This is a genomic window from Arthrobacter sp. ISL-5, from assembly GCF_018613835.1.
In the GTDB taxonomy this organism is placed as follows: Bacteria; Actinomycetota; Actinomycetes; order Actinomycetales; family Micrococcaceae; genus Arthrobacter.
Map to the genome: position 1 here is coordinate 55,618 of NZ_JAGGPM010000018.1, position 15,398 is coordinate 71,015.

The following is a 15,398-nucleotide window of genomic DNA, read 5'->3' on the forward strand; positions in this document are numbered from 1 at the left end:
GCCGGTATTCTGGAGGTGATGAGTGAAACTCCAGAATTCCCCAAGGCGCCTGAAGACAATGCGCCTGAAATCCCGAGCCAGCCCCGGCCCGTGACCCCCGGCAGCCAGGCCTCCTTCGGCACGTACGGCGGGCGGCCGGTCAGCTTCGTGCGCCGCGGAACCCGGCTCCAGGGACGCCGCCAGGCGGCATGGGAAGCGCACTCGGACCGCTGGGCCGTGGACGTTCCGCGGCACGTTGCGAACACGTCCGTGCACCCGGACTACACGTTCGACGCCGAGGCCGAGTTCGACCGCAAGGCGCCGCTGATCGTCGAGGTCGGCTCGGGCCTGGGCGACGCCATCTGCCACGCCGCGGAGGAGAACCCGGACAAGGACTTCCTCGCCGTCGAGGTCTACACGCCGGGCCTGGCCAACACCATGATCAAGATCAACAGCCGCGGACTCACCAACGTCCGGGTCGTGGAGGCCAACGCCCCGGAGGTCCTGGCCACCATGCTCCCGCCCGCATCCGTCAGCGAGCTCTGGATCTTCTTCCCGGACCCCTGGCACAAGTCCCGGCACCACAAGCGCCGGCTCATCCAGCCCGAGTTCGCCGAACTCGCCGCCAGGGCGATCAAGCCGGGCGGGCTTTGGCGGATCGCCACGGACTGGTCCAACTATGCCGTGCACGTGCGCGACGTCCTGGCCGGCTCCGCGGCCTTTGAGAACCTGCACAACGGCGAGCGCAGCGGTCCGGAGAGCCCCCTCACCCACGTCTGGCAGAGCGGCGTCGAGTCGCTCGTGGGCGGTGCCCCCGTGAAGGAAGGCCGGGCCCCGGTGAGCACGGAGCACACCGGCCCCAACGAGGGCATTGACGAAACCGGCGGCTGGGCGCCGCGGTTCGAGGGCCGCATCCGCACCAGCTTCGAGAACAAGGCGCACGAGGCCGGACGATTGATCTTCGACCTCTGCTACCGCCGGCTGTAGCCGGGCCGACAGCCCGGTCAATGACCTGCCGGAGTTGCCGGCCCTGACGTCTGTTCCGGAGCCCTGACCCGTGGCACGATAAGCGTGTGGCGGGTAGCCGCGGGAGATGCACGAGCGTGCCGGCGCGAAGGAACGATCATCAAACGAGAACTGAGAAGCGCAGCGGGCAAGGCCGAAGACGCCACCAATTCGCGCGCGCTCGAGTTACTGGCCAGGGCGGGATTCGCCGTGAGCGGCGTGCTGCATTTTCTGGTCGGGACCATCGCCCTAGGGCTGGCCACCGGAAAGGGCGGCCGTGCGGATGTCAGCGGCGCCGTCGGGGAGCTGGCCAGCCAGCCTGCGGGGCCCGTGCTTCTGTGGGGCAGCTTCGCGGCGTGCGTGGCCCTGGCCCTGTGGCAGGCCAGCGATGCAATTTTCGACTTCGAGCATCTGCCGTCGAAGGACAAGCTGGCCAAGAAGCTCAAGGCCGCAGCGCAGGCCGTCATTTATGCCGCACTCGCTTTCACGCTCGCAGCGTTCGCCCGCGGAGCCGGCCAGGACAACAGGGAATCCACCAGCGACATGACCGTCACGCTCCTGAAAGCGCCAGGCGGCGTCCTGCTTCTGGTGCTGATCGGAGCGGGCGTGGCCATCACCGGGATCTTCTACGCGGTCCGCGGGTTCCGGAAGACGTTCGAAAAGCACATCAGCATGCCTGCCTCACCCAACGCACGGAAAGCCGTGACCGGGCTGGGCATCGTCGGGTATGCGGCGAAGGGCGTTGCCCTCTTCGTGACGGGCCTGCTGGTGGTCATCGCCTCCGTCACGGCGCATCCGGAGCAGTCGACGGGACTCGACGGCGGGCTCAAGGCACTGCGTGAACAGCCGTTCGGGATCTATGTCCTGGGCGCCGTCGGCGTGGGACTCATCTGCTACGGGGTGTACATGGTGGTGCGGGCGAAGCTCGCCCGGATGTAGTCCGGCCCGCGCGTCGCCCGCCATCCGGCGCCGACCCCCCTCGGCCACCGGCGCCCTCAGCCACCCGGCACTGCCACCACGGCTATCGTCTGCTGCCGGTCGTTCCGCAGCTCAACACTGGCGATGCTCGTGTACTGAACCGGCGTGGCGCTGGTGACCCTGACCCGTCCGCTGGGGGTCGCCATCCAGGCGCAGGCGCGGTCCTCGGCGCCGGCGCGATCCTTCACCCAGAGCGACAGCTTTCCGTCCTGGGGCAGGCTCCGTCCGTCCACAGCCAGTTCGGTGCCCCACGTCTTTTTGACCATGCCCACGGTGACCTGGATGCCGGTGTCCGACTGCACCGAATAGCTCGCATCGGGCTTCCTCGCCGGGTCCAGAAGCGGCGCGGCCGCGAACCCGAGGGCCAGGCAGGCGGCGGCGATCACTCCGACCAGGGCCGCCAACCGCCGTCGGGAATTCCGACGGCGGGCGGCCAGTTCGTCGAAGACGGGTTGCGGAACGCTGGCCGCCTGCTCTCCTGTACCGGGGGCCGAGCCGGGTCCCCGGTACGCCGGGACGGCGAGCGCCACGGCGTCGGGCACCGGCACCGCAGCCAGCAGGCCGGGAAGGCTTTTCAGGTCCTCTAGATCACTGCGGCACATGCCGCACTGCTGGAGGTGGTCCTCGAAGCGCGCCTTATCTGCGTCATCGAGTCCCCCCAGCAGGTATGCCCCCAGCAGCTCGTGGAGTTCCTTGCCGTTCACCGTTCCACACCCATCTCATCAAGAATTGTCCGCAGGGCCTTCACCGCGTAGAAGGCCCTGGATTTGACTGTGCCGCTTGGAATGTTCAGCTGGACCGCGGCCTCGTTCACCGTGAAACGCCGGTAATGCAGCGCCACCAGCACATCGCGGTGTTCCGCACTCAGCCGGAGCAGTGCCTCCTCCATCAGGACCCTGTTCAGCAGCTCGTCGACCCGACCGGTGACCTCCACCGGATCGGCCAGGTCGCGGTCATCCGCTTCCTGCGGCCGGCGCTGCGATTTCCGGTAGTTGTCGATCATGACGTTCCGGGCCGTCCGGAACAGGTAGCTGCGCATGCTGCCCGTGATCTTGGGCGCCTGCTGCCAGACCCGCAGAACTGTTTCCTGCACAATGTCATCAGCCAGGTGCGGGTCACGGGAGGCGCTGAGCACGAACCGGCGCAGGGCCGTTCCGTGCTCACGGTAGATCGCGGCAACCACGTCCTCATCCAGTGGCATGCGCGACCTCCCTGCAGCGACACACGATGAAGCCGGTCCGCGTGCACCGGCATTCCTGGCAAATACGACGTCGGCGGCCGCTGAAAAGTTCATTCCCGCCAGTCGCAGATCCTTTGAACCATTCTTCACCCCTGTGCGTCATTCCAAATAGCGCCGGTTCCCAGTCTGCCGGCCTGAGCCAAGGAGCAGCACATGAACAAGCAACTGAGCGTTGGCCTCGCAGTTCTGGCCCTTGCGGCCTCGCTGACCGGCTGTGGCGGCGGGACCGGCACTTCCCCCACCACGGCCGCCCCGGAGACCACCACCGCATCGCCCGCAACCACTGCCAGCGAGTCGGCAACCGCCACCGATGCCGCCACGGTGGACCTTAAGACCGCATCGTCCAGCGCTGGCAACATTGTGGTTGACGGGAAGGGCATGAGTGTCTACTACTACACCAAGGACGTAAAGGACTCCGGAAAGAGCAACTGCATCGGCCCATGCCTCGTGGCCTGGCCACCGGTGATCACCACCAACGACACCCCGAAGGTTGAGGGCGTGACCGGCAAAGTCGGAACCATCACCACGGCCGACGGCAAGAAGCAGGTGACCGTCGAGGGCATGCCGGTATACCTGTGGGAGAAGGACAAGGACCCGGGTGACGTCACCGGCCAGGGCGTGGGCAACGTCTGGTACCTCGTGGCCCCCGACGGCAAGATGATCAAGTAGCAACCCAGCAATCCTGGCCGCCGGCGCCTGCCCGCAGGCGCCGGCACTACCATCGGAGCATGGCACAAACACACGACCTGAAGTCCGCCGCAAAGACGTGGCAGACCATGGTGGACAGCAATCAGGCGCTCCTGCTGCGGAAGTCCGGGCATGATGTCAGCTGGTGGGCGGCGAAGGGGCATGCCCAGGGGCTGAAGAACGACGCCGAGCTCCGCGCCTGGATGCGTGACGAGCACGGCATCACCGGCTACGCCCAATATGCCGTGTCCTGGGAGATGTTCGGCTATCCGGAGTTCATGCTGCGCGACGCCGACGAACTCATCGATGGCCAGTACGACGACCACCCGCACCTGCGGCCCATCGCCAACACCCTCCTGGCATGGGCCGCAGCCCACCAGGGCGTGCAAATCCAGATGCGCAAAGGCTATGTGTCACTTCACAGCAGCCGGCGAAAGTTCGCCCAGGTGACCCGGGCGAACAAGACGTCGGTGGACGTGACACTTAGGATCGAGGCGCCTAGTGGGGGACGCCTCGAGGAGGTCAAGGTCCGGGCCGGGGACTTCTTTGACCGCAAGGTGCGCCTCACCGCCGTCGAACAGGTGGACCAGGAGCTCCTGGACCTCCTGGAGACGGCCTTGGAGCAAAACAGCTAACCAGCGCCGCCACCGCCGGTCGACCGGACCTTGCGTCCGTTTCGACGGTTCCGTGCACACTCGATGGTGCGCAGCGTCGAGCTGGCAGGGAACCGTCGAAAACGGCGGCCGACGAAGCGACCGCTGAGCTCAGCCTGTCACGGTGAGGCTCACCAGGGTGCCTCCGTCGCCCTCTGCCAGCAGGCCGACGGCGGTGCTTGAGTCGCCGGGGAACACCTGGTCCGTGATGGTGGCCAGGCCGTCCTGGGCGAAGACCTCCACTGAGCAGCGGTCCAGGAACACCCGGAGCCGAAGCCGGCCATCAACGAGGGGGACCGCCACCCGCTCAACCGACGGGAAGGTTTCGTGGAAGCCGACATTGCCTGAGGCCGTCCGGTCCAGGCTGAGCTCCCCCGACACGGAATCGTACGCCAGCACGGTGCGCTCAGATCCGCCGGCAGACCCGCCGGCCCGGAGCACGAGGCCCACCTTGCCGGCGGCGCCGGGCCGGAATTCGGCGTCGATCCGCAGCACGTCCCCGGAGGCGCCGGCCGGGAGCCAGGTGACGCCGCCGGCCAGTTCCTGCCCGCCCAGGGCGAACAGCTCCGTGCCGGCGGCCTCCAGCGGATCCACGGCCTCCTGCACCAGCACCGGACGCCCGCCGCGGGTTTCCAGCCGAACCTCCCGGACCAGGGACATCGCACTGCGCCAGCCGTCCGACGGCGTGGCGGCGGCGTACTGCCAGTTGTTCATCCAGCCGATCATGAGCCGGCGGCCGCCGGGGACGTTGCTGAAGGACACGGCCGCGTAGTAGTCCCGGCCCCAGTCCAGCCAGCCGTACTCGGCCATGCGGCTGCCGTCGGCCTGCCGACCTTCGGTGACAGTGGTTTCGGAACGGAACGCCACGCCGTCGAACGTTCCGAGGAAATACTGGCCGCCGGATCCGCCGGCGATTCCGCCGGGGCTCAGGTTGACCACCAGCACCCACTTGGTCTTTCCGGCGTCGCCGTCCACGGGCAGTTCGAACAGGTCGGGGCACTCCCAGACGCCGCCCGTGGCGTTCGCCGGGCCGAAGGTGCTCAGGTACTCCCAGGACTTCAGGTCCGAGGACTTGTAGAGGACCACTTCATGCTCGAGTGCCTCGACGGCGACCATCACCCAGTAGCCTCCGGCCGCGCCGTCGTACCAAAAAACCTTGGGGTCCCGGAAGTCCGCGGACGCCCGGTCCAGCACCGGGTTGCCCGCGTACTTCGTCCAGGTGGCGCCGTCGTCCGTACTGTAGGCCAGGGACTGCGCCTGCCGGCCGGCGAGCGGGGAGGCGGGCGAATAGGCGCTGGTGTAGATCGCCACGAGCGGCGGCACTCCTCCTACACCGAACCCGCTGGTGTTGTGGGCGTCCACGACGGCAGAACCGGAGAAAATCGCCTCCTGCTCGTCGCAGGCTAGGGCGACAGGCTGCTCGTCCCAGTGCACCAGGTCCGCCGAGGTGGCATGGCCCCAAGACATGTTGCCCCAGAGATCGCCGTGCGGGTTGTGCTGGTAGAAGAGGTGGTAGACGCCGTTGGCGTACACGAGTCCGTTGGGGTCGTTCAGCCAGTTGCGTTCCGCGGCATAGTGCCATTTGGGCCGGTACCGGCAGTCGAGCTCGGCGGTTGTATTCAGGGAAGTCATTGTCAGCTTTCGCACTAGGAGCAGGCCGGAATCAGCCTTTGACACCGCTGGAGGCGATGCTGTTGATGAAGGAGCGCTGGAACGCGATGAACAGGATGACCACGGGCACCGTGATCAGGGACGCGTAGGCCATCACTTCGCCCCAGGAGACGTTGAGCTGGAAGAAGTACTGGATGCCGATCATCACCGGGCGCAGCTCCTCGGACTGGACCACCATGAGCGGCCAGAGGTAGGAATTCCAGGCGGGCAGGAACGTCAGGATGGCCACGGTGGCGGTGGCAGGGCCGGCGAGCGGCATGACCACCTGGCGGTAGATCTTGAACCAGCCTGCGCCGTCGATCCTGGCGGCCTCGTCCAGTTCCTTCGGGATGGACTCGAAGTACTGGTGATACAGGTAAATGGAGAACGCGTTGGCAATGAACGGGATGATCTGGACCTGGTAGGTGTCCAGCCAGCCCTTCGAAATCTCCAGGCTGAATCCGTTGAGCTCGAAGTACGGCAGCTGGTTCACCCACCAGACCAGCGGGAGGGCCAGCGTCTGGAACGGCACGATCAGCGTGGCGAGGATGGCCGTGAACACCACGCGCTTGCCGCGCACCTCCATCCGTGACAGACCGAAGGCGCACAGGCTGTTGATGAAGATGCCGAGCACCACCGTGACGGCGGAGACACCGATGGAGTTGATCAGGAAGCGGGCTGCCGGGACGCGGTCGAACACCGCGGTGTAGTTGTCCAGCGAGATGTTTCCGATCGGCAGGAACGCCGCCACGGACGACATGTCACCGAAAATCTGCTGGTCCGGCTTGAGCGAGGACACCAGCATGAAGACGATGGGGAACGCGGCGACGGCGGCGAACAGGATGCGCACGGCCATGGCGCCGAACGAGCTGAGGCGGAGTGCGTTTTTCACGTCAGTCCTTCTCTCGGGTCAGGTAGCGCTGCACCGCTGAGATGAGCAGCACGAGGACAAAGAAGACAAGCGATATGGCCGAGGCGTACGAGGTTTCCTGCTGCTTGAAGCCGGAGCGGACCGCCTCGTAGATGATGGTGGTGGTGGAATCGAGCGGTCCGCCCTGCGTCATCACGCTGACCTGGTCGAAGAGTCCGAGCGCCTGGATGGTGATGGTCACCAGGACCAGGCTCCGGGTGGGCTTGAGGCCCGGCCAGGTCACGTAGCGGAACTGGTGCCAGCGGCTGGCGCCGTCCAGCTGGGCTGCCTCGTACAGTTCACCCGAGATGCTCTGCAGCCCGGCGAGCCAGATGATCATGTGGAACCCGGCGGCCTGCCAGATGGACAGCGCGATGATGGCCGGCATGGCCGTGGCGGGGTCGTTGAGCCAGTCGGCACCCTGGATGAGACCGAAGCTGAAGGTGGACAGCAGCTCGTTGATCAGGCCGTCCTTGCGGTACATGAACAGCCACAGCAGGGAGACCACCACCATGGACGTGACCACAGGAAGGAAGTACACGGTGCGGAAGAAGTTCACCCCGCGGAATTTCTTGTTGATCAGCAGCGCCATGGCCAGTGCCAGGGCCGACTGCACAGGGACAACCACCACGGCGAAATACGTGACGTTCAGTAGTGCCCGCCAGAAGGTGGGATCAGCGAAGAGCCGGGCGAAGTTGTCCGTGCCGACGAACTCCACGGGCCGCGGGGAGATCAGGCGGGCGTTGGTGAACGCCAGGCCGAAGCCGAGGATGGCGGGGAGGAACACGAAGGCGAGGAGCAGGACGGCGGCCGGCGCGATCATGCCCCAGCCGCTGAGCTGTTCGCGCAGGTAGCCCGGGCGCCGGTGGCGCGGGGCGGCGGAGGGTGTCGGGGCGCCGGGTGCGGTGGCCCCGGGTGCGGTGGCGCCGGGACGGCGCTGGGAGGGAAGCTGGGTGGTTGTCATGGGAGTCTCCGTTGACAGTCAGTGCCGGGGCACAACGACGGCGGCAGTTGCCGCCGCCGTCGTCGGACCGCTGGGCAGCTGGCTAGCTCTTGTAGCCGCCGTTGGACTTGATGTTGGCGTCAATCGCCTTGACCGCCTTGTCCAGCACGGTCTTGGGGTCGGCACCGGCCAGGATGTCCTGGACCGCCTTGCCGTATTCGGTGGCGATGAACGGGTAGGCGGGCGTTTCCGGACGCATCACCGCGTAGTTGCGCGAGAACTCCATGAAGATCCGGTTGGCACCGCCCTCAGCGAACGCCGGGAGCAGCGCCGCGGCGTCGTCGGTGGCCGGGATGGTGCCGGTGGCCTTGGCCACGGTTGCCAGGTTTTCCGGCTTCAGGGAGTAGGAAAGGTAGTCCATGGCGGCGTCGGCGTTCTTGCAGCCGCTGGTCACGCCCCACTGCCAGGAGGCGCCGCCGATCTTGGGGCCGTTGCCGAGGTCCACGGACGGCATGACCACGAGGTCCTTGCCGAGCGCCGCCCTGGCCTTGTCGGCCGCCCACGAGCCGGTGTACAGGAGGCCGCTCTTGTTGTTCAGGAAGTCCTGGGTGGAGTCCTTGCCGCTCTTCTTGGCCATGAAGCCCTGGTCCGCCAGGCCGCGGAACCACTCGGCCCATGCGACGGCCTTGTCGCCGTTGAGGGTTCCGTCCGCCGACTGGAAGCCGTCACGGTTGATCAGGTCCGCGCCGAAGGACTGCAGGAACGGCGAGTAACCGTAGGGCAGCCACTCCCCCGAGCCGGCTGTGCCCATGTCCAGGGGGTACTGCCACTTGCCCAGCGCCTTGAGCTTGGTCAGGGCATCCTGGAACTCCTCCCTGGTCCACGGCTTCTCGATGGTGGCCACGCGCACGCCGGCCGCCTTGAGGTCCGAGGCCCGGGCGAGCATGGCGAGGGCGACGTCGTAGTAACCCACGGCGTAGGTCTCGCCCTCCCACTTGGCCACGGTGCTGGGCAGGTTCTTGGAAAGGTCGGCCGAGAGCTTCAGCGGGGTGAGGTAGTTGGCCCAGGCCCAGTTAGGCACGTTCGGTCCGTCGATATCGACGATGCAGGGAAGCTTGCCGGCCGCCGCAGCGGAGACCACCGAGTCGTTGTAGGAGTCCTGCGGGAACGCCTGCAGCTTGATCTGGGCCTTCGCGGCGCCGCTCTTGTTGTAGGAGTCCACAACGGACTTAATGGCCGCGAGTTCCTCCGGGTTGCCCGCGTTGTGGGTCCACATGGTGATCTCGCTTGTGCCCTCGGAGGTGGCGGATGCGCTGCCCTTGCCGCAGGCGCCGAGGCTGCCCGCGAGTGCCGCCGCGGCTATGCTGGTGGCCAGGATCCGTGTGAATCGCTTGTTCATGATGGTCCAGTCTTTCTGCTGATTTTGCGCGTGGATGATTGGCCCGGGGTCCGGAAGGGGCGCGGCCGGTGCAACGGCTGCGTCCCTTTTTTGTGCGGACACCGGGTGGTGTAGCGGTGGGGTGGTTGGTGCTGCTCAGCTAGGCGGGGGCGGCCCTACTGATCCCCGTTCAATGAGGGGGCAGGCGAGCCGCGCCTGCTCTGCGGGTCTTCCCGGATTTTCTATGTCATCGAGGATGCGGTGGACCGCCCAGCGTCCCATCTCGTAGTGCGGGAGGGCCACGGTGGTCAGCCCCGGCCACAGGGCGTCCGCGATGAGCTCAAGGTTGTCGACGCCCACGATGGAGATGTCCTCCGGGATGCGGAGTCCCAGCGCCGTCGCCGCCTGGTAGGCGCCCATGGCCACCCTGTCGCTGAAGCAGAACAGGGCGGTGGGACGGTCCGGCTGGCTGAGAAGGTCCAGCGCGGTTTCCCTGCCGCCGGCCGTGTCGGCCACGCCGATGACCAGGTGCCTTGGATCACGTTCGATTCCGTGGCGCCGGAGCGCGTTCCGGAAGCCGTCAAAGCGGCCGTGGGTCGCGGGGATGTCGTCCACGTTGTTGATCATGCCGATCCGCGTGTGGCCGACCCGGATGAGGGCTTCGACCGCGGTTTCAGCCGCATTTACCTCGTCCGGGACGACGGAGGAGATGGCCGCGTCATCGGTGACGGCGTCCAGGAGCACGGTGGGCATCCCGGCCAGTTCCTGCGGGAGCTGCACACCCTGGTGGTACAGCCTGGCGTACACCACGCCGTCCACCTGGTGCTGCTGAAGCATGCTGATTTCGCGGTGTTCGAGCTCGGTGTCCAGACCGGAGTTGACCACCATCACCACGTAGCCGCGCTCGTAGGCCGCGTCCTGCGCACCGCGGATCATGGCCCCGGCGAAGGGGGTTGTGGTGATTTCGTCACTGACCAGGCCCAGGATCTGGGAGCGCTGGTTGCGCAGTCCGCTGGCCAACCGGTTGGGGGCGTAGCCAAGGTTCCTGGCTACTTCCCGTACATGCTGCCGGGTTTCCGCTTTGACCCGGAAGCTGGTGGCGTCGTTCAGGGCGTGCGAGACAGTGGTCACTGAGACCCCGGCGGCTCTGGCCACCTCGCGTATCCCTACTCGCGTCGTCATCGACTTCCTTTGCAAAACGTTTTGGGTTGGTGTGAATTACGATACACAAAACGTTTTGCATGTGTCAAACGTCACCTTGGGGGCATGGGGCTGTGGGGGTTACGGCAGGCTCAACCAGCAGAGGGTGACCTGCCCTCGAGGGGCCGGCTGGCCGCGGTTTTCGAAAGCGTGCGTCAAAGCGAGGTACGAGCAGCACGCGTGAAAACCGGGCCAGCCAGCCCCGGAGCCGGGTTTCGACAACTCAGGCGAAGGCCTTGCGGCTATGCGTCAACCAGGTCCTCGTCGAGCTCCTCGAACTCCACGGCGGCCACGATTTCCTTGGTCTCGGGGTTCAGCATGAACGCCTCGTCGTCGTCCTCGATCATGACGAAGTCGCCGTGGTCGGTGCTGAAGTGCCATGCCAGGACCGTCTCCCCGTTGTGCTCGTAGTTGGGGTCGCCCATGGTGATTTTCTGCAGCGCATAGCCGGAGATGTCGCAGAGTTCGCGGATGATGACCTCGAATTCCGGGGCGTTTTCCAAGGCCTCTTCTTCGGCTTCGGCGCGCCGTTCTTCGAGGTCCGGGATCTGCGCGACGCGCTTGGCGATGTGGGCGGTGAGTTCGTCCTCGTTCAGGATCAGCAGGCCCTCCTGCGCGCGGAGCCAGGCCGCGTTGAGGGCGATGAGGTCCTCGGTTTCGAGCAGCGACTCGAATTCGGCGTCGAGGTCTTCCATGGCCTGCACTGCCTCCGGGAGCTCCGCGTCGGCGTCGCCGTCGGACTCGCCGCCCAGGTAAATCTCCTCTTCCTCCTCCGAAAGGGAATCGAAGGCCTCCACGGTGCGGTCGAAGAGCTCCAGGTGGGCGGCGGCGCCCATCCCTTCGAAGCCTTCGCGGATGTAAGCGTCCAGCTCCTCGCGCTCCGGTGCGGTGAAGACGTACTGCGCGAATCCGCCGCCCAGCGACTGGGCGAGGTAGAAGTCGACGAAGTAGCTGCGCAGGGCGTTGGGGGCGATTTCCTCGGAGTTGAGCAGCTCCTGGTACATGGTGTTCACCACGGTCACGTTGGCGTCAACAACCTCCTCGTTGCCGGCGTTGGCGCCTTCGACGGTTAAAACGACTGGGTATTCGCTGGAAGTCATGGGAAATCCTTACTGCTGAAAGCCGGTGGTGCACAGGACCCTTTCAACGTACGCGCCGCCCCGCGCCCGCAGGTTGAGGGGCAGGTGAACGTCAGACGAAGTTTCAGGGCCCCTGCCGGCTGACTAAGATGGATCAGATAACCTGCAGATTTTTGACCTGCCGAAAGTAGCGCGCACCATGCCATCCCAACCGGACGAGAGTGCGGCACTGGCAATCCAGACCCCCGCGATCAACGACCGCTCCCTCGCGGCCGGGCTCGCTTATGCCATGGGCAGCCGCGTCTCCGGGATTTCCTTCGACGCCGCCACCGGCCTGATGCTGGGCAAGGTGCGCGGCGGCTCTGATGTGCCCTATTCGACCACCGCCAAGCTGGTCCGGAAGGCGGGCGGCTGGAGCTGCACGGTGGGCGTGTGCAGCTGCCCGGTCCGCAAGGACTGCAAGCACGTGGCGGCGCTGCTGTTCGCCGCCGAGGACAACCCTGCCATCCGGGTGAAGCTGCTGTCCCCGTCCGAGGTGTCACGGCTGTCCCGCGAGCCGCTGCAGCCCGACCTCGCGGACTGGGAGCAGGCGCTGAGCCCGCTGATTTCGCAGCCGGGCATCACTCCGTCGACGGGCGGCATCCCCCTGGCACTGCAGTTCGAAGTGGAGGAGCCGGCGCCGCACTTTTCCTATACCGGCCGCAGGGATCCCCTGCGCAGTGTCCGCCAGCTCAAGGCCCGGCCCGTGATCATGGGCGCCAAGGGCAAGTGGATCCGCGGCGACGTCTCCTGGAACACGCTGAGCTACCTGAACTTCCGCCGCGAGTGCAACGAAGCCCATGTGGAGTGGATGCAGGCCTTCCTCGCCGCGCACACCGCCGCCGCGAACAGGGTGCATTCGTCGACCGCGCTCTGGCTGGGGATGAACACGTTCGCCGGCAAGAACCTGTGGAACCTGCTGGACGAGGCAAGGAAAATCGGCGTCGCTTTGGTCCACAGCCGGGGCCAGGAGCCGGTCCGGGTCGCGGAGGCCCCTGCCGCCGTCGGCCTTAGCCTGAGCCGCTTCGGCAGCACAACGCCCGACGGCGGCGGGCTGGAGCTCGCGCCCACCATCACCGTTGAAGGGGCCGAAGTGGATCCGGCCTCGGTGGGTACCATCGGACGCCCGGCGCACGGCATCTTCCTCACCTCCGGCGGGGATGCGCTGCCGGGCGTCGCCGCCGACACCGTGATCACGCTCGCGCCGCTGGAAAGCGGGCTCAGCGAGGAGCTCCTGACGTTCGTGACAGCGGGCAGCACGCTGCACATCCCGGCGCGGGACGAGGGCCGCTTCCTCACCGGCTTCTACCCCAAGCTCAAGCAGACGGCCCGGGTCACGGCTGCGGACGAATCGGTGGAGCTGCCCACCCTGGCCGTGCCCACGCTGTCGCTGCTGGCCAACTACGGAGCGGACCACCGCGTCCGGCTGCACTGGGAATGGCACTACACGTCCGGAAACCTCGTCACCGCGCAGCCGCTGTGGCGCCATCCGGGCGATCACGGCTACCGCGACGATTCCGCCGAGGCCCGGATCCTGGAAGCGGTCGGCCAGCCGTGGGACGTGGTGCCCAAGCTCGGCGAATCGGCCACCGGCGGCTGGGGCACGCCGCGCCTCGCGGCCACGTCCGAACTCAGCGGGCTCGACACCCTCGCGTTCACCGAGGAGGTCCTCCCCCTCCTCCGGGACACCCCCGGCGTCGAGGTGGACACCTCCGGCGACATTGCGGACTACCGCGAGGCCGAAGAGGCGCCCGTCGTGGCGATTTCGACGAAGGCGACCGACCAGCGGGACTGGTTCGACCTCGGCATCGTGATCACCCTCGAAGGCCAGCCGGTGTCCTTCGCGGCGCTGTTCTCCGCCCTGGCCGCGGGCCAGACCCGCATGCTGCTGCCCAGCGGCGCGTATTTCTCGCTGGACCTTCCTGAACTGCACCAGCTGCGGGCCCTGATCGACGAGGCACGCGAGCTGCAGGACAACAAGGATGCGCCGCTGCAGATCAGCCGCTTCCAGGCGGGCCTGTGGGACGAGCTGGCGCAGCTCGGAATCGTCGATGAGCAGGCCGCGGCGTGGCGCGAGGCCGTGGGCGGGCTGCTGGAGGGCGGCGTGAACGGCCTGCCGCTGCCCGCCACCTTGAACGCGGAACTGCGGCCGTACCAGCTGGAGGGCTACAACTGGCTGAGCTTCCTGTACCGCCACGGGCTCGGCGGCGTGCTCGCGGACGACATGGGCCTGGGCAAGACCGTGCAGGCGCTGGCGCTGATGTGTGCCGCAAAGGAGCACGCCCAGGTTGAGGGGGCACCGGCTGTTGATGGGATTTCGTCTGACGGCAAAAAGGCGCCCGACGGCGGCACCCCCTTCCTGGTGGTGGCCCCCACGAGCGTCGTGGGCAACTGGGAGGCGGAAGCCGCCCGCTTCGCGCCCGGCCTGACGGTCCGTGCCATCGGCGAGACGTTCGCGAAGACCGGGTCCGACCCCGCCGAGGCGATGGCCGGCGCGGACATTGTCATCACGTCCTACGCGTTGTTCCGGATCGACTACGACGCCTACGCCTCGCGGCGCTGGGCCGGACTGGTCCTGGACGAGGCCCAGTTCGTGAAGAACCACCAGTCCAAGGCTTACCAGTGCGCCCGGAAGCTGCCGGCCGCCTTCAAGCTGGCCATCACCGGAACGCCGCTGGAAAACAACCTCATGGAATTCTGGGCACTGACCTCGATTGTGGCGCCGGGGCTGTTCGCGAGCCCCAAGCGGTTCGCCGAGTATTACCAAAGGCCGGTGGAGAAGAACGGTGACAAGGGGCAGCTGGACAAGCTCCGCCGTCGGGTCCGCCCGCTCATGATGCGCCGCACCAAGGAGCAGGTCATCCACGACCTGCCGCCCAAACAGGAGCAGATCCTGGAAGTGGTCCTCAACCCGAGGCACCAGAAGGTCTACCAGACCCACCTGCAGCGCGAGCGCCAGAAGATCCTGGGCCTGATCGAGGACGTCAACAAGAACCGCTTCACGATCTTCCAGTCGCTGACCCTGCTCCGGCAGCTGAGCCTGGACGCCTCGCTGGTGGATGAGTCGCTGAGCGGGGTCAGGTCCAGCAAGCTCGACGTGCTGTTCGAGCAGCTCGAAGACCTGGTGGCCGAGGGCCACCGTGCGCTGATCTTCAGCCAGTTCACGGGCTTCCTGGGCAAGGTCCGCGAGCGCCTCGTGGAGGAGAACATCGAGTTCTGCTACCTGGACGGCAGCACCCGGAACCGCACCGACGTGGTGAACGAGTTCAAGAACGGGGCGGCGCCGGTGTTCCTGATCAGCCTCAAGGCCGGCGGCTTCGGCCTGAACCTGACCCAGGCGGACTACGTGTTCCTGCTCGATCCGTGGTGGAATCCGGCGTCCGAGGCGCAGGCCGTGGACCGCACGCACAGGATCGGCCAGGCCAGGAACGTCATGGTTTACCGGCTGGTTGCCAAGGACACCATCGAAGAAAAGGTCATGGCCCTGAAGGCCAAGAAGTCCCAGCTCTTCGCGGACGTCATGGAGGGCGATGCACTCTCCGGCGGCTCGCTGACGGCCGAAGACCTGGCGGGGCTCTTCAACGACTGACAGGCCGTCCATATGACCCGCGGGACCCGGCCCGCGTCGGGATGACCCCCGTGGGATGACCCGCCTGT

Annotated in this window: 13 protein-coding genes; 5 read left to right on the forward strand and 8 right to left on the reverse strand. The window is 66.8% G+C overall.

Annotation, left to right across the window (positions count from 1 at the left end; translation table 11 throughout):
• Window positions 1–18: 18 nt before the first annotated feature.
• Both trmB and J7I89_RS10330 read left to right on the forward strand, forming a co-directional pair.
• A complete protein-coding gene (gene trmB, locus J7I89_RS10325) occupies window positions 19–966 on the forward strand; it encodes a tRNA (guanosine(46)-N7)-methyltransferase TrmB (protein ID WP_214969708.1) in 948 nt (315 codons plus the stop codon).
• Window positions 967–1,116: 150 nt separating this feature from the next.
• A complete protein-coding gene (locus J7I89_RS10330; RefSeq protein ID WP_214969763.1) occupies window positions 1,117–1,923 on the forward strand; it encodes a DUF1206 domain-containing protein in 807 nt (268 codons plus the stop codon).
• A gap of 56 nt (window positions 1,924–1,979) precedes the next feature.
• Here the strand turns inward: J7I89_RS10330 and J7I89_RS10335 are convergent, their stop codons facing one another.
• Together J7I89_RS10335 and J7I89_RS10340 are read right to left on the reverse strand one after the other, a co-directional pair.
• The gene (locus J7I89_RS10335) at window positions 1,980–2,666 is read right to left on the reverse strand and encodes a zf-HC2 domain-containing protein (protein ID WP_214969710.1); all 687 of its coding nucleotides are present in this window, start codon (window positions 2,664–2,666) and stop codon (window positions 1,980–1,982) included.
• A complete protein-coding gene (locus J7I89_RS10340; protein ID WP_214969712.1) occupies window positions 2,663–3,163 on the reverse strand; it encodes a sigma-70 family RNA polymerase sigma factor in 501 nt (166 codons plus the stop codon). Before J7I89_RS10340 ends, J7I89_RS10335 begins: the two co-directional genes overlap by 4 nt.
• Window positions 3,164–3,355: 192 nt before the next feature.
• On the opposite strand from J7I89_RS10340, the gene J7I89_RS10345 reads away from it, so the two are divergent.
• Complete coding sequence (locus J7I89_RS10345; RefSeq protein WP_214969714.1) at window positions 3,356–3,871, forward strand: hypothetical protein; 516 nt, start codon at window positions 3,356–3,358, stop codon at window positions 3,869–3,871.
• A 59-nt stretch (window positions 3,872–3,930) separates the two neighbouring features.
• Window positions 3,931–4,524: a DUF5655 domain-containing protein gene (locus J7I89_RS10350; RefSeq protein WP_251045143.1), complete on the forward strand. Its 594-nt coding sequence runs from the start codon at window positions 3,931–3,933 to the stop codon at window positions 4,522–4,524.
• 129 nt (window positions 4,525–4,653) lie between these two features.
• Here the strand turns inward: J7I89_RS10350 and J7I89_RS10355 are convergent, their stop codons facing one another.
• From J7I89_RS10355 to J7I89_RS10380, 6 genes are all read right to left on the reverse strand, one after another.
• A complete protein-coding gene (locus J7I89_RS10355) occupies window positions 4,654–6,174 on the reverse strand; it encodes a glycoside hydrolase family 32 protein (RefSeq protein WP_214969716.1) in 1,521 nt (506 codons plus the stop codon).
• 31 nt (window positions 6,175–6,205) lie between these two features.
• The gene (locus tag J7I89_RS10360; protein ID WP_214969718.1) at window positions 6,206–7,084 is read right to left on the reverse strand and encodes a carbohydrate ABC transporter permease; all 879 of its coding nucleotides are present in this window, start codon (window positions 7,082–7,084) and stop codon (window positions 6,206–6,208) included.
• A gap of 1 nt (window position 7,085) precedes the next feature.
• Window positions 7,086–8,066, reverse strand: a complete 981-nt coding sequence (locus J7I89_RS10365; protein WP_214969720.1) for a carbohydrate ABC transporter permease — start codon at window positions 8,064–8,066, stop codon at window positions 7,086–7,088.
• 82 nt (window positions 8,067–8,148) lie between these two features.
• Complete coding sequence (locus tag J7I89_RS10370) at window positions 8,149–9,444, reverse strand: sugar ABC transporter substrate-binding protein (RefSeq protein ID WP_214969721.1); 1,296 nt, start codon at window positions 9,442–9,444, stop codon at window positions 8,149–8,151.
• A 135-nt stretch (window positions 9,445–9,579) separates the two neighbouring features.
• Window positions 9,580–10,605 (reverse strand): LacI family DNA-binding transcriptional regulator, encoded by a 1,026-nt coding sequence (locus tag J7I89_RS10375; RefSeq protein WP_251045144.1) that lies wholly within the window; start codon window positions 10,603–10,605, stop codon window positions 9,580–9,582.
• A gap of 260 nt (window positions 10,606–10,865) precedes the next feature.
• Window positions 10,866–11,723, reverse strand: coding sequence for a hypothetical protein (locus tag J7I89_RS10380; protein ID WP_214969723.1), 858 nt, complete (start codon window positions 11,721–11,723; stop codon window positions 10,866–10,868).
• A 178-nt stretch (window positions 11,724–11,901) separates the two neighbouring features.
• Between J7I89_RS10380 and J7I89_RS10385 the strand changes: the two genes are divergently transcribed.
• A complete protein-coding gene (locus J7I89_RS10385) occupies window positions 11,902–15,330 on the forward strand; it encodes a DEAD/DEAH box helicase (RefSeq protein WP_214969725.1) in 3,429 nt (1,142 codons plus the stop codon).
• Window positions 15,331–15,398 lie beyond the last annotated feature (68 nt).